This window comes from Nodosilinea sp. P-1105 (assembly GCF_012911975.1).
GTDB lineage: Bacteria > Cyanobacteriota > Cyanobacteriia > Phormidesmidales > Phormidesmidaceae > Nodosilinea.
Window position 1 is genome coordinate 36,533 of the sequence record NZ_SMDQ01000020.1, and the last position, 15,046, is coordinate 51,578.

The window sequence follows — 15,046 nt, forward strand, 5'->3', positions numbered from 1 at the left end:
ATGGCACGCGAAAAGTTTGAACGGAAAAAACCACACGTCAACATCGGCACCATCGGTCACGTTGACCATGGCAAAACCACTCTGACGGCTGCTATCACCATGGCGTTGGCTGCTGCAGGTGGTGCTAAGGCTCGTAAGTATGACGAGATTGACGCTGCCCCCGAGGAAAAAGCTCGTGGGATTACCATCAACACAGCCCACGTGGAGTATGAGACGGATACCCGTCACTATGCCCACGTAGACTGCCCTGGCCATGCTGACTATGTGAAGAACATGATCACCGGTGCAGCCCAGATGGATGGTGCCATTCTGGTTTGCTCTGCGGCTGACGGCCCCATGCCCCAGACTCGGGAACACATTCTGCTAGCTAAGCAGGTTGGCGTACCCAGCATCGTGGTCTTCTTAAATAAGCAAGACCAGGTTGACGACGAAGAGTTGTTAGAGTTGGTGGAGCTAGAAGTACGTGAGCTACTGAGCTCCTACGACTTCCCTGGTGATGATATTCCCATCACCTCGGGGTCTGCTCTGCTAGCTGTGGAGGCTCTGACCTCCAACACCACCATCAAGCGTGGCGATGACCAGTGGGTTGATAAAGTGCTTGACCTAATGGATAGTGTTGACGCATATATCCCCACCCCTGAACGGGATGTGGACAAGCCCTTCCTGATGGCTGTGGAAGACGTCTTCTCCATCACAGGCCGTGGTACCGTGGCTACTGGCCGGATTGAGCGCGGCAAAGTGAAGGTGGGTGAAACCGTTGAATTGGTGGGTATCCGTGATACTCGTAATACCACCGTAACCGGTGTGGAAATGTTCCAGAAGACTCTGGATGAAGGTATGGCCGGAGACAACGTCGGTCTACTCCTCCGGGGTGTGCAGAAGGAAGACATCGAGCGCGGTATGGTGCTGGCCAAGCCAGGCAGCATCACTCCCCACACTCAGTTTGAGTCTGAGGTTTACATTCTGAAAAAGGAAGAGGGGGGACGTCATACGCCTTTCTTCCCTGGTTATAAGCCTCAGTTCTATGTGCGCACCACTGACGTAACCGGCACTATTAAAGCGTTCACCGCTGACGATGGCAGTGATGCTGAAATGGTAATGCCTGGCGATCGCATCAAAATGACCGTAGAGCTGATTAACCCTATTGCGATTGAGCAGGGCATGCGCTTTGCCATTCGTGAAGGCGGCCGTACGGTTGGTGCTGGCGTTGTATCTAAGATCCTATCTTAGTCTTGTTAGACTCCTAGACATCAGGGTATTCCAACTAAAAAGCTATCCAGAAAGGATAAACTTAGGTGGAGTGCTTTCAGGGGCAGGATCAGTTAATGGCCTGCTCCTGAGCTTGTCTAATGTCTTTGCTTGTATTGAACCTTGACAATTTATCCGAGCGAGAGCCCATGGCCACTATTCAGCAGCAAAAAATCCGTATTCGTTTGAAAGCATTTGACCGCAGGTTACTGGATACCTCCTGTGAAAAGATTGTAGATACTGCCAATCGCACTAACGCTACAGCAATTGGCCCTATTCCTTTACCCACTAAGCGTCGGATCTATTGTGTTTTGCGATCGCCCCACGTGGATAAAGATTCTCGAGAACACTTCGAAAGTCGGACCCATCGCCGCATCATCGACATCTACCAGCCGTCGTCTAAGACGATTGATGCCCTAATGAAGTTAGATTTACCCGCTGGGGTTGACATTGAAGTGAAACTCTAGCCGTGGTTTAAATTAAAGCGATGGCTAACTTAAGCCCGTTGGTCTGGTAAAAAGATCAGCGGGTTTGGTGATGGTGATTGAATTCATTTACTGATTACCAATGCTACATTTCAAGCATCCGCCCCGGTGTTGGGTTAGAATATTAACAAGTGTTACGGTTCGCCTTGATCGCGCAAAACGAGGCTGGCAACACTTCAGGCAAGTACAATGGCATTCTCCGAGTCTATATCTGTGCGAGAACTACCGCTTTTCCCATTACCCGAACTCGTTTTATTTCCTGGTCGGCACTTACCGCTCAATATCTTTGAATTTCGCTACCGGATGATGATGAACACCATCCTGCAGAGCGATCGCCGTTTCGGAGTGCTGATGCTTGATCCCACCACTGGGGAACCGGCTCAAGTGGGCTGTTGTGCTGAAATTTTGCACTACCAACGGTTACCTGATGATCGAATGAAGATTCTAACCCTCGGCCAACAGCGCTTTCGGGTATTGAGTTACGTGCGTCAAAAGCCCTACCGTGTTGGCATGGTGGAGTGGATAGAAGACAAAGCCCCTAACGCTGACCTGCGTCCCTTAGCGGCCAATGTTGATCGTCTATTGCGAGATGTGGTGCATTTGTCGGCTAAACTGACTAGTCAATCCCTGGAAGTGCCTGACAATATCCCAGATATTCCGATCGAGTTATCTTATTGGGTGGCCAGTAACCTACATGGGGTCACCATGGAACAGCAGTTATTGCTGGAAATGGAAGATACGAGTGATCGCCTGGAGCGAGAAGCTGAAATTCTGACGTCGACTCGTAACCATTTGGCAGCTCGCGCCGCCCTTAAAGAAGTTTTGGAGTGATGTCGTGGCTCTGGAGATCCATATATTTCTGCTTAGCGGTCTCCAGCGTATGGTTAACAGCCATCAGGTCATAGCTGCCAAAATTAATCAAGGTTTCCGTACAAGGTAACAGTTCAGCTAGGGCTTGTTGACCGCGATCGCTGACGGCATCTATCTCTAGGTCCACAAAAAATAGGTAGTCCCCTAAGGATCGTTTGCTAGGGCGCGACTCAATCCGGCTCAGGTTGATGCCGTAGTGGGCAAAGATCTGGAGAGGTTTCAGCAAGCACCCCGGGGCATTCACTGGTAGGCTAAAGGCTAACGATGTATAGTGCCCCTGGTCAGCCAGTTGAGCGGTATCTTCCCGTCGCAGTACCCAAAATTTGGTGCAGTTATCTTGGTGGTCGTTGATGTCATGGGCCAAAACGGGCAGATTGTAGAGCTGACCAGCCCATTCGGAAGCGATGGCTGCGATCGTAGTGCTGTCTGACAAGTGGCTCAACGCCTCTGTGGTGGAATTGGTCGCGGCTAACTTTGCTTGGGGGAGGTGATGGGCTAACCAGTGCTGACACTGGGAAAGGGCCTGAGGATGTGAGTAGATGGCTTGTACATCGCTTAAGGATTGTGCCTGTGATAAACAAGCATGACGAATGGGCATCACTAGCGCATGATGTATTCTTAGGGTGCCCAAGGCCCAAAGGGTATCGAGGGTAGTCCTCACACTACCCTCCGTCGAGTTTTCTACGGGTACTAAAGTCAGTGTGGTAATACCGTCGGTGGTAGCCTCTAATGCTTGGGGAATGCTGGGAAAATCTTGCAACACCACCGATTGACTGGTGCGTCGCTCCAGTTCCAGGCTATAGGCCAAGGCGGCCAATTGTGAGTAAGTACCTTCAGGCCCCAAATAGGCAATGGTAACGGTCATAGGCGAGGGATAGATGGTTGCCAGATTGTTCCATAGTACGTCTAATCTGTTATGCTCCTTACCCTGAACCATCCAGTTGGCTCGAGCCCTCTCCCTGGCAGCCTTTAAAGGAACGGCGATGTTGGGACGTCGGCCCTAGGGCCTGAATGGCGTGGCGATGCATGGCGCTGCCATAGCCTTTGTGCTGGGCCAATCCGTAGCCAGGATAGCGGCTATCGAGACGGGTGATCAGGGTATCTCGCCAAACTTTAGCCAGAATGCTGGCGGCCGCGATTTCGATGTGGGTCTGATCGCCTCTAGTTACCGCTTGCTGAGGGATAGTCAGATTGGGAATGGGGCGATTGCCATCCACCAAGCATAGGCTCGGAGTTGGGCTTAGTTGGGTAATGGCTCGAGTCATGGCCAGCCAGGTGGCCCCTAAAATATTCAGCCGCTCAATGTCGTGCACCGACCCTAACCCAATGGCATAGTTTGCAGCTAGGGTCTTAATCGGCGTTACCAGTTGACGACGACGACGATCGCTCAGACGCTTGCTATCTGTTACCCCTAAGGCCGCCAAAGCTGCCCTAGCCGTGGGAGGCAAGATCACGGCTGCTGCAACCACAGGCCCAAACAAAGCCCCACGCCCCACTTCATCGACCCCTGCGATCGCTATGGGCAAGGCAGCGGCAGCCTCCATCTTTAGATTGTCTGGCAAGACACTCACCCCATCACTCGTCAGATCCATCCCCATTGGCAGAGGAGCGGCGACGGCGACGGCGACGAACCGTGCCTGCATTTTCAGGAGCCCTGTCATCATCAGAGCCGTTGTCTCCAGAATCGCCACCCACAGTCGCCACAGCTACAGCCTCAGGGGCAGCCTGCTGGGAGGGCTGCTCAGCTGCTGCCACCGAATCAGATATGGATGATGGTGGAGCCTCCGAATGGCTTAGGGCTGGACTGGAAGCCTGGGTGTCATCGCCACCCTCTGCCGCCATGGACTGCTGCCCTGGTAACACCACTGAGACGGTTACATCTCTGGTTGCTTTGATCTCTTCGGTAGCGAGCACCGTTGGTGAGATTCCCATCATGGCATAAATCCGCTGCTCATCAGGGGTCATTTCTACCGTCACCACCTGAGTGGGGGTAGCCGATTTCTTCTCAGACCTGCCGCCAGAACGACTCCGCCCAGAGCGAGAAGGGGCCTTTTCATCTGCTGTTGTCGGAGTCGTCCCATCCTTGGCCAAGATAGGCGCTTCAGGGGGGCCATCCTTGGGGGCAGGTGCTTCTTTACCATTGCTCCGTCCTGGCAATGGATCACGGCGCCGCCGCCGCCGGTTACCACGACCTGATTTGTCTTGATAACTGGGATGGTTAACCAGATCTAGCTCTTGCAGGTCAGCATGGGTGTCTATGCCATCCAGTTGCGTCTCCCGTAGTGCGGGAGACAGTTGGGGCTCTGCTGATCCGGATACAACGGCAACCTTAGCCGATACGTCACTGCTATCTCCAGGGGTATCCCCCGGCAGATGCACCAGATGACCTAACCCGCCACAGGTGGGGCAGCTGCGGCCAAATAATTCGTAAAGATTCTGGCCTTGTCGTTTACGGGTGAGTTCAACCAGTCCTAACTCCGACAACTGAGAAATTTGCGGTCTGGCTTTATCTGCTCGCAGCGCTTTGCTAAAGTGCTCCAGGACTTGCAACTTGTCGCGCCGTGAGTCCATGTCGATAAAGTCGACGATGATCACCCCAGCGATATTGCGCAGTCGCAACTGGCGAGCAATTTCGGTGGCCGCTTCACAGTTGGTCCAAAGCACCGTCTCACGGGCTGTAGCCGACCGAGTAAACGAACCAGAGTTGACATCAATCACCGTCAGCGCTTCGGTTGGTTCAATGATGATGTACCCCCCGGAAGGTAGATCAACCCGAGGTTTAAGGGCCTCACGAATAGCCGCATTGACCCGGAAATATTCCAGAATTGGAGTACGTTCTCGATGCTGATCGATCAATACACCGGCTGGCACCTGACCGTCACTCCAACTGGCAAGATGCTGCTTGACCCGTTTCAGCCCAGTGCTCGAATCAGTTACAATCCGGTTGACATCACCGGTGTAGGCATCTCGCAGCACCCGTTGCACAAAGTCATCATCCCGGTTTAACAAGGCCGGTGGGCGGGTAGACAGAGCCTGTTGTTGAATACTTTCCCACTGCTTTTGCAGGGATTCTAGATCTTCAATAATGGCGTTTTCGCTAATTCCTTCGGCTTCAGTACGGACTAACAAGCCCATGCCTGCAGGCTTAATTAGAATAGCTAGGGCGCGCAACCGGTTGCGTTCATTTTCATTACGAATTCGCCTTGAGAGGTTGACCCCCCGCCCGGAGGGCATCAACACTAGATAGCGCCCTGGTAAAGAAATGTTCCCCGTTAACCGGGGGCCTTTATTCCCGGTTGGTTCTTTCATAATTTGAACCAACACTTTTTGCTGGGGAGCCACCAGTTCAGTGATCGACCCAGCCATGCGCTTGAGACGTAGGGGACCTAAGTCGGTCACATGCATAAAGCCGTTGCGCTCACTGTCACCAATGTTGACGAAGGCGGCGTCAATACCAGGGAGCACATTTTCTACGGTACCCAAATAAATGTCACTAACTTGATGGCTACCGGTGGCGACAATCAGTTCTTGAATCTGATCTTCTGAAAAAACCGCAGCAATCCGATTCTGCTCAGCAATAATAATCTGCTTCGGCATTCAAATTCCTCATACAACGCTCACTAGGGCGGATAAAATCTGGAGATTCCCGGCCCGACGTGAAGAACTTGGTCACATCATTGACCCATTCAACGACCCCACCAGGCACCGGGGAAACTAATTTTGCAAAGGCTGGACGACCAAATGTTTGAGGGCAGCGCCTAAGAGTCTTCCACCTAAAGACATATCCCTTTCAGGAACGCGAACTCGGCCCCTCGGGCCGGTCTCGGCAAAACCTTGGATAGATATTTAGCTGGAACCCTCTAACCTGATGATCCATGCAGACGGGCATGAACCCCTTATCGCTGGTTACCTGTGAATGTTTGTTCGTGCCAAAGCTAGCGTTAGTCAACCGACAAAATCGAACAAAATTCTATATGAAGGCATTCAGCGCTAAGATCTTGTAGCTGCTTCAAACACGCACCATGTGTCATGCGTAATGCACATTTACGCCTGCCTGATTGCATTATAGCCTCAAGCAGAAGCTATAGCATATAGTTGCGTATCTTTGTAGCATACAGCTCAAGAAAATGCACCTTCTTCCAGGGGGAAACCTCAGGAGAGACAGGGTACTGATCAAGGCTCATACCCAATGGCCACCTCCAGGCTTAACCCCGGAGATGGCCATGATGTCAGATCGGTAACGTTAAGGGAACGTGGTTAAGAGGCTGAAACCGCTGTAGCTCGAGGGCGGGTACGCCGCTGTACTTTTACTTCCGGTTCAGGGGCTTCTTCGGTCTTCGTCGGTTTAGCCTTAGAGCTAGCCTTGGGGGTAATGGCTTCCCCTTGCAGCAGCAAAATTAAGAGAGGATCGCGCTTATTGAGCTCCCGTCGTAGCAGCCGACGCAAATCTTGCTCTAACGCCCCTTTCAAGTCCTGCCAATCCAGGGCTTTACTCCCATTGGCCTGTAGCTCGGCGCCCCGGGCATCTAGGGTTTGGGTCATCACTTGCTTAACCGACTTTTGCAGGCGATCGGGGTCGATGGAATGGGCTACTCCCCGTAGTTGTACCACTGGGTCGGCTAGCAGTTTGCCTTTGTCGTTCAGGGTGGCGGCAATGGTGACGACACCGTCTTCGGCCAGTTGTTGACGGTCTTTGAGAATATCACGACCGACCAGGCCAACTCGGGAAGAATCCACTAACTCAATGCCGGAGGGGACTTGGCCCGCAATGCGAATGCCAGATGGATCGACTTCAACCATGTCACCGTTTTGGATAATCACCATGTGGTCAGCGGGGACCCCCATACTTTGGGCTGTTTGGGCATGTTTGACCAACATCCGGTGCTCGCCGTGGACGGGTAGAAAATATTTGGGCCGGGTTAACGCCAGCATCAGCTTTTGATCTTCTTGGGCGCCGTGACCGGAAACATGGATACCCTTATTTTTACCGTAAACGACGTTGGCCCCACGCATCATCAGCTTGTCGATGGTGTTGACCACGGCGATCGTGTTGCCGGGAATCGGGTTGGCCGAAAATACCACAGTATCCCCTTTTTTGACCCGAATTTGTCGATGGGAATCATTGGCGATCCGGGTGAGGGCAGCCAGGGGTTCCCCTTGGGAGCCTGTGGTTAGAATTAAGGCGTTCTCGTCGGCCGTTTGCGAAAGCGATCGCAGCGGTAAGAAAAGACTATCTGGACACTTGATGTAGCCCAAATCGCGAGCATGGGCGATCACATTCAGCATCGATCGGCCGACCACAAATACCTTGCGGTTATGCTTTTGGGCCAGTTCCAAAATCATATTGACCCGATGCACCGAGGACGAGAACGTGGTCACAATCAAGCGCCCATCTGCCTGGGAAAACTCACGATCGAGATTAGGGAACACCGATCGCTCCGAGGGAGTATGACCAGGAACCTCAGCATTAGTGGAATCACTGACCAAACAAAGCACTCCCCGTTCACCGGCTTCTGCCAGCTTTTGGATATCAAAGAATTCACCATCCACCGGAGTGTGGTCAAACTTAAAGTCGCCAGTATGCACGACGATCCCAACCGGGGTATGAATAATCACCGAACAACTGTCGGCAATGGAGTGGGTATTGCGAATATACTCTACTAAAAACGAATTACCGACTCGCACCGTCTCACGGGGACGTACCCGACGCAGTTCTGTGCGATCTACTACCCCGGCTTCCTCTAACTTACCCTCTAACAGGGCCATGGCTAACCGAGGGCCATAGATCACGGGGATATCAAACTGCTTCAAGTGAAAGGCAATGCCGCCAATATGATCTTCATGACCGTGGGTGACAATCATGCCCTTAATTTTGTGGCGATTTTCTCGCAAGTAGGTGACGTCGGGCAGCACAATGTTGACGCCGTGCATACCGTCAGTAGGGAAAGCAAGCCCTGCATCTAGCAGCATGATTTCATCGTTGATCTCAAACACACAGGTGTTCTTACCAATTTCATGCAATCCCCCCAGGGGAACAATTTTCAGAGCATTATTCGGATTTTTGGAAGTCATAAACGATCTCTTTAAAGAAAGGATAAGGAAAGAATTTGAAATACTAGAGCTACACAGCAGCCTGCTAGGGATAGTTGGCCAACACAATCAAGATGAGGCGAGAGGTCAGCCTATCGCGGTCAAAACAGCCAGATGTCCAACGAGGACAGCATAGCTTTAGCCTTAGCTGCCAGGACCCTAAAAAGGGATCTAGGTCAGAGACTGGAGCGTCAGAGATTGGAGCAAGTCCCCTTTAGCGTTGATCAGCTCCTTTAGGAACCAAGATCCGTTGGCGGATGCCCAGGGGGACAGGTTGTGGTCAAAACAGGTCATATAGTGATTATTACTAGGTAAAAGAACAAAATCGAAAATTGAACCGGTTAATGCAGATATTCAGTTGTCAAAAACACTGATAACGCAAGCAGGGTAGCCTCTCGACTCTGGCCTCCTGTCGCTAGGTGGTGGGCTGGGTCACCTCGTTGAAGAGCTGTTCTAAAACGCCCTTAAGCAAAATATGCACAGAATCATCAGCAGGGGAAAGGGGCGATCGCACAGAGCCCACTTGCCAGCCCTGCATGGCCAAGGCCGCTTTCACTGGAATTGGGTTAGCGGTAACAAATAGCGCTTTAAACAAAGGTAACAACTTCAGGTGCAAGTTGGTAGCTAGCTTAGGCTGCCCAGACTCGTAAGCTTGTATCATCTGTTGCAGCAAATCACCCACTAGATGACTGGCCACACTTACAACCCCAGAGCCTCCAACCGACATTAGGGGAAGAGTCAAGGAATCATCCCCTGAATAGATGCTAAAGCCAGTGGGAGTACTATGCCGGATTTGGCTTGCTTGGTCTAGGTTACCGCTAGCCTCTTTGATAGCCACAACGTTATCAATCTGAGCTAAACGGGCTACCGTCTCCACCGCCATCGCACAGCCCGTCCGTCCAGGAATATTGTAGAGCATGATGGGCAGATCCGGCACCGCTTGGGCGATCTGACTAAAGTGTTGATAGATTCCCTCCTGGGGCGGCTTATTGTAATAGGGCACAACCTGTAACGACCCATCTAAGCCCAACTGGCTGGCTTTACGAGTCGCCTGAATGGCCTCTCGGGTACAGTTAGACCCTGTGCCAGCAACCACCTTGGCACGCCCCCCTACCGCCTGCTTAACAGACTTAAACAGTTGATACTCTTCATCCCAGGTCAATGTGGGCGACTCGCCTGTGGTGCCACACACCACTAAACCATCGCTACCATGGGCCACCAAATGATCCGCCAAACGTTCTGCCACAGCATAATCCACAGAGCCATCTTCAGAAAATGGCGTCACCATGGCCGTCAGCACTCTGCCGAAATATATCACCCGACTTTGCTATCCTCTACGTGAGTTCAACCCCCAGGGCAGGGACACAAATTAACTTAGCGCTTTTGGATTATACCAACTTCGCCTAGAAAGCTAGACTTGAAGTCTTGCCTGACGTCCTAAACGGTCAGGGACGGCGCTACCCCAGGCGACGTCATCACCAACTCGGCGATCTGTACCGCATTCAAGGCCGCTCCTTTCCGAATCTGATCACCACTGAGCCACAGTTCTAAGCCATTCAGATTAGAGATATCCTGGCGAATGCGGCCCACCAGTACATTATCTTGGCCACTGGCCTCAATGGGCATCGGGAAGTAGTTGCGCCCCCAATCTTCGACCACCTTCACCCCAGGTGCCTGAGACAAAACAACTTTAGCCTGCGCCACGGAAAAAGGCTGGTTGAATTCTAAGTTAATCGCCTCAGAATGCGCCCGCAATACGGGAACCCGCACACAGGTTGGGGAAATGCGAATATTGGGATCCCCAAAAATTTTGCGGGTTTCATTCACCATTTTCATCTCCTCTTGGCAGTAGCCCAGATCATTGAGATCGGAGTTGTGGGGAAATAAATTAAAGGCCAGGGGATAGGGAAAGGCCTCGGTCACAGGGGGATGGCCGTTCAGCATCGCTTGGGCCTGCTGTTTAACTTCCTCCATAGCTCGGGCTCCAGCCCCGCTAGCAGACTGATAAGTGGCCACCACAATCCGCTGCACCGGTTGTACCTGATGCAGCGGCCAGACGGCCAAGGCCATTAAGATGGTGGTGCAGTTAGGGTTGGCAATGATGCCTTGATGGGCTTTAGTGGCCTCTGGGTTCACTTCAGGTACAATCAGAGGCACGGCAGGATCCATACGGAAGGCGCTAGAGTTATCCACCGCCAGCGCCCCAGCGGCGACTGCTTTAGGTAACCATTGCTTAGAGACTGATCCACCCGCCGACGCCAGCACTAGGTCAATGCCCTTAAAGCAGTTGTCATCTAAGACCTGCACGTCAACCGTCTCCCCCTGAAAGGTGAGTTTGGTCCCAGCAGAACGGGGGGAAGCGAGGAGGGTCAGCGTTTTAACGGGAAACTGCCGCTGCTCTAGCAGCGTTAAAATTTCGGCCCCTACCGCTCCAGTGGCTCCCAACACCGCAATCCGCAACCCGTTCGACACAGCTTTACCTCACAGAAACAATGGCAACAAAATCTATCTGCCGATACTAACATTTGTGCTTCTGGGAAATAGCCAGTTATTGACCGACCTCAACAAGTTTTATTGAGGCAACGCCTTACAAGACTGGAGAGATTGGAGTATGCTTATTAATTGCGCCAAAAGTTGCTTAGCCCGGTTTGGGGCTGGCGCAGTAGCCGTCTAGATAGCCAACACACCCCATGAAAGTTACCCAGGAAGCACTGCCCGACAGCCAATTGGGCCTAGAAATTGAAATTCCGGCAGAGCTGTCTCAAAAAACCTACGACAAAGTGCTCAACAAGTTGATGAAAACCGTCAACGTTCCGGGCTTTCGCAAGGGCAAGGTACCTCGAAAAGTATTCTTGCAGCGGGTTGGGGTGGCTCAGTTTAAGGCTGCGGTGCTAGAAGAATTGGTGCAAACAGCGGTCGACCAAGCCATTAAACAAGAGTCGATTGAGGCGATTGGCAATTACCAGCTCAAGTCGTCCTTTGATGATTTGCTCAGCCAATACGAGCCTGGTGCAGCTGTGACGATTACGGCGGCGGTGGATGTGCCCCCACGGGTCACCCTGAAGCAATATAAACAGCTCTCGGTGCAGGCGGAAGAAATTCTGCCCGATCCAGACAAGGTTGATACCACCCTCAAGCAATATCAAAACAATCTAGCCACCCTAGTACCGATTGAAGACCGGCCCGCCCAGATGGGGGATGTCGCTGTCATTGATTTTGTCGGTACAGCCGAAGGGGATGATGGCGAGTACGAAGAATTTGCGGGTGGTTCTGGTACCGACTTTCAGGTAGAGCTGGAGGAAGGACGATTTATCCCAGGCTTTGTGGAAGGGATTGTCGGCATGGCCCTAGAGGAGTCCAAGGATGTGGAGGTGACCTTCCCCGAGGATTATCCCCAGGCGGAGTTGGCCGGGAAGCCTGCCCGGTTTGCGATCACGCTGAAGGAAATTAAAGAGAAAGAATTGCCGGATCTCGACGATGATTTTGCCCAAGAAATTAGCGAATTCGAGACCATCGAAGAGCTGCGCGCCTCCCTAGAGGAGCGCTATCAACAGGAGGCGGAGCAGAGCACCAAGGCCAATAAGGAAGCGGCTCTGATTGAAGCGTTGGTTGAACAACTAGATGCAGAAATTCCAGACACCCTGGTGCAGCAGGAAGTCAATTTTCTGCTGAGCCAAACCATCATGCAGCTGAGCCGTCAAGGCCTTGACGTCAACAAAATGCTGACTCGAGATCTGGTGGAAAATATGCGGCAGCGGACCAAGCCCGACGCCATAGAGCGGTTACGGCGAACCCTGGCCCTAGGGGAAGTGGCGAAGCAAGAAGGTATCACCATCGAAGCTGAAACCCTGCAAGCCAAGATCGATGAGACGATGACAGAGATTGAAGATCCGAGTCAAATCGATCCCGATCGCCTAAAGCAGGTTCTCCATGAAGAACTGTTGCAGGAAAAAATTCTGGCCTGGTTGGAAGAGACTAATCCAGTGGAGTTAGTGCCGGAGGGGACCCTGACCCCCATCGAAGAGGATGCTGTCGAAGATGTGGAAGCCGCTAGTGAAGCTACGGTGGATGTCAAGAGTCAGCCAGTGGCTGATGCCAGGGACGACGGTGAGGAAGAGTAGGCCAACTATATCGAGCCGATCTCGGGATCTGGAGTTTTTCCACAGGCAGAACTCCAGGTCTGGGCTTAGATTTGGTTTATACTCCAACTGGTGCTGGGTTATCCCCCAGGAAGCCTAAGTTTTTTGGGGCATAATGTCGGATAGGTGGTGATATATATTTCTCCACGCCCTTGAAATCTTGCGCAAAGTGATTATGATTGCATCGAATACACCCATTAACCCCATCCTAAGTTTGAATCCTTCTGCTGTTAGTGTGAACTCGTTGCGCAACGTACTGCCTGTGGTTGTTGAGCAGTCAGGCCGTGGAGAGCGGGCGTTCGACATTTACTCGCGGCTGCTGCGGGAGCGAATTGTGTTTTTAGGCACCCCGGTCGATGGCCAGGTGGCTGACTCGATCGTGGCTCAACTGCTTTACCTGGATGCCGAAGAACCGGAGAAAGATGTGCAGTTATACATCAATTCTCCTGGGGGATCGGTGACAGCCGGCATGGCCATTTACGATACCATGCAGCAAATTCGCCCTGATGTGGTCACCATCTGCTTTGGTTTGGCTGCTAGTATGGGAGCGTTTCTGCTTTGTGCTGGGGCTAAGGGCAAGCGGTTATCTCTACCCAGTTCTCGAATTATGGTTCACCAACCCCTGGGTGGTGCTCAGGGTCAGGCGGTGGACATTGAAATTCAGGCGAAGGAGATTCTCTATCATAAGAGCCGCTTGAATGAGTTGATTGCCCATCATACCGGCCAACCCATTGAGCGGATTGAAGTTGATACTGAGCGTGACTTTTATATGTCGGCGGTAGAGGCTAAAGAATACGGGCTAATCGATGACGTTATCGAGCAGCAAGCGCTTTCAGTTCACCCTACTGCGACTGAACTCAACTAGGGGCATTTTATGTCTAAGTATGACTCCCATCTTAAGTGCTCATTTTGTGGAAAGTCCCAGGAGCAAGTCCGTAAACTAATTGCGGGGCCGGGGGTTTATATTTGTGACGAATGTGTCGACCTCTGCAACGAAATTCTTGACGAAGAGTTGTTCGACTCGGGTACCGCTGTAGCCCAGCCTGTGCCTCGACGAGAGGCGACTCCAGAGCGGACCCGAACGGCTCCAGCGCTCTCCCTGAGTCAAATTCCTAAGCCGAGGGAAATTAAGAATTATTTAGATGACCATGTGATTGGCCAGAACGAAGCCAAAAAAGTGTTGTCGGTGGCGGTGTACAACCACTACAAGCGCCTGAGCTATCTGCAGGAGCTAGAGGGAGAGGCCCCTGACGACATTATTGAGCTACAAAAGTCGAATATTTTGCTGATTGGCCCTACGGGCTGTGGCAAGACCCTACTGGCTCAAACCTTGGCTCGTATTCTGGAGGTTCCCTTTGCGGTCGCAGATGCTACCACCCTGACCGAAGCGGGTTACGTGGGCGAGGATGTGGAAAACATTCTGCTACGGCTGCTGCAGGTGGCTGATCTGGATGTAGAAGAGGCCCAGCGAGGCATTATCTACATTGACGAAATTGATAAGATCGCCCGTAAGAGCGAGAACCCATCCATTACCCGTGATGTCTCTGGCGAAGGGGTGCAGCAGGCTCTCCTGAAGATGCTAGAGGGTACTGTGGCCAATGTGCCGCCCCAGGGGGGACGTAAGCACCCCTATCAAGACTGCATTCAGATTGACACCAGCAATATTCTATTTATTTGCGGTGGGGCTTTTGTCGGCTTAGAGAAAATTGTGGAGCAGCGAATTGGCAAGAAGTCGATTGGCTTTGTCCAGCCTGGAGAAGGGCAGCTTTCTCGGGAAAAACGGACAGCGGACGTGCTGCGCCATTTAGAGCCAGATGATCTGGTGAAGTTTGGCCTAATCCCTGAATTTATTGGCCGGATTCCGGCTACTTCGGTGGTGGATCCTCTGGATGAAGAGTCGCTGATGGCGATTTTGACTGAGCCTAAGAATGCGCTGGTGAAGCAGTTCCAAAAGCTGATGCGGATGGACAATGTGCAGCTGGAGTTTAAGTCGGATGCCCTCAGGGCGATCGCCCGGGAGGCTTACCGTCGCAAGACTGGGGCCCGAGCGCTGCGGGGCATTATTGAAGAATTGATGCTCGACATCATGTACGAAGTGCCTTCCCGTAAAGATATGAAGCGCTGCACGATTACCTGCGAGATGGTCGAGCAGCGGTCTACGGCTGATTTGCTACTACACCCTTCGTCTATGCCTAAGCCTGAGTCGGCCTAATC

The 15,046-nt window shown here is 52.2% G+C and carries 12 protein-coding genes; 6 read left to right on the forward strand and 6 right to left on the reverse strand.

The window, feature by feature from the left end:
• The 3 genes from tuf (at position 1) to E1H13_RS11065 (ending at position 2,564) form a co-directional block, all read left to right on the forward strand.
• Entirely contained in the window at positions 1-1,230 is a 1,230-nt protein-coding gene (gene tuf, locus E1H13_RS11055) for an elongation factor Tu (RefSeq protein ID WP_169613474.1), read from the forward strand.
• A 167-nt stretch (positions 1,231-1,397) separates the two neighbouring features.
• Positions 1,398-1,715 carry a 30S ribosomal protein S10 gene (gene rpsJ / locus E1H13_RS11060; RefSeq protein WP_017300626.1) on the forward strand — a complete coding sequence of 106 codons (318 nt, stop codon included), beginning with the start codon at positions 1,398-1,400 and terminating at the stop codon, positions 1,713-1,715.
• Between the two features lie 207 nt (positions 1,716-1,922).
• The gene (locus E1H13_RS11065) at positions 1,923-2,564 is read left to right on the forward strand and encodes an LON peptidase substrate-binding domain-containing protein (protein ID WP_169613475.1); all 642 of its coding nucleotides are present in this window, start codon (positions 1,923-1,925) and stop codon (positions 2,562-2,564) included.
• Here the strand turns inward: E1H13_RS11065 and pheA are convergent.
• The 6 genes from pheA to E1H13_RS11095 form a co-directional block, all read right to left on the reverse strand.
• Positions 2,545-3,468, reverse strand: coding sequence for a prephenate dehydratase (gene pheA / locus E1H13_RS11070; protein ID WP_169613476.1), 924 nt, complete (start codon positions 3,466-3,468; stop codon positions 2,545-2,547). The genes E1H13_RS11065 and pheA overlap by 20 nt on opposite strands.
• Positions 3,469-3,526: 58 nt before the next feature.
• Positions 3,527-4,147 carry a ribonuclease HII gene (locus E1H13_RS11075; protein WP_169613502.1) on the reverse strand — a complete coding sequence of 207 codons (621 nt, stop codon included), beginning with the start codon at positions 4,145-4,147 and terminating at the stop codon, positions 3,527-3,529.
• Between the two features lie 31 nt (positions 4,148-4,178).
• Positions 4,179-6,200 (reverse strand): Rne/Rng family ribonuclease, encoded by a 2,022-nt coding sequence (locus E1H13_RS11080; protein ID WP_169613477.1) that lies wholly within the window; start codon positions 6,198-6,200, stop codon positions 4,179-4,181.
• Positions 6,201-6,860: 660 nt separating this feature from the next.
• Positions 6,861-8,675: a ribonuclease J gene (locus E1H13_RS11085; protein ID WP_169613478.1), complete on the reverse strand. Its 1,815-nt coding sequence runs from the start codon at positions 8,673-8,675 to the stop codon at positions 6,861-6,863.
• 433 nt (positions 8,676-9,108) lie between these two features.
• Complete coding sequence (gene dapA / locus E1H13_RS11090) at positions 9,109-10,011, reverse strand: 4-hydroxy-tetrahydrodipicolinate synthase (protein WP_169613479.1); 903 nt, start codon at positions 10,009-10,011, stop codon at positions 9,109-9,111.
• Positions 10,012-10,130: 119 nt separating this feature from the next.
• A complete protein-coding gene (locus tag E1H13_RS11095; RefSeq protein WP_169613480.1) occupies positions 10,131-11,165 on the reverse strand; it encodes an aspartate-semialdehyde dehydrogenase in 1,035 nt (344 codons plus the stop codon).
• Between the two features lie 218 nt (positions 11,166-11,383).
• On the opposite strand from E1H13_RS11095, the gene tig reads away from it, so the two are divergent.
• The 3 genes from tig to clpX all read left to right on the forward strand — a co-directional run bounded on the left by tig (position 11,384) and on the right by clpX (position 15,044).
• The gene (gene tig, locus E1H13_RS11100; RefSeq protein WP_169613481.1) at positions 11,384-12,814 is read left to right on the forward strand and encodes a trigger factor; all 1,431 of its coding nucleotides are present in this window, start codon (positions 11,384-11,386) and stop codon (positions 12,812-12,814) included.
• 193 nt (positions 12,815-13,007) lie between these two features.
• Positions 13,008-13,697 (forward strand): ATP-dependent Clp endopeptidase proteolytic subunit ClpP, encoded by a 690-nt coding sequence (gene clpP / locus E1H13_RS11105; RefSeq protein WP_169613482.1) that lies wholly within the window; start codon positions 13,008-13,010, stop codon positions 13,695-13,697.
• A gap of 9 nt (positions 13,698-13,706) precedes the next feature.
• Positions 13,707-15,044 carry an ATP-dependent protease ATP-binding subunit ClpX gene (clpX, locus tag E1H13_RS11110; RefSeq protein ID WP_169613483.1) on the forward strand — a complete coding sequence of 446 codons (1,338 nt, stop codon included), beginning with the start codon at positions 13,707-13,709 and terminating at the stop codon, positions 15,042-15,044.
• Positions 15,045-15,046 lie beyond the last annotated feature (2 nt).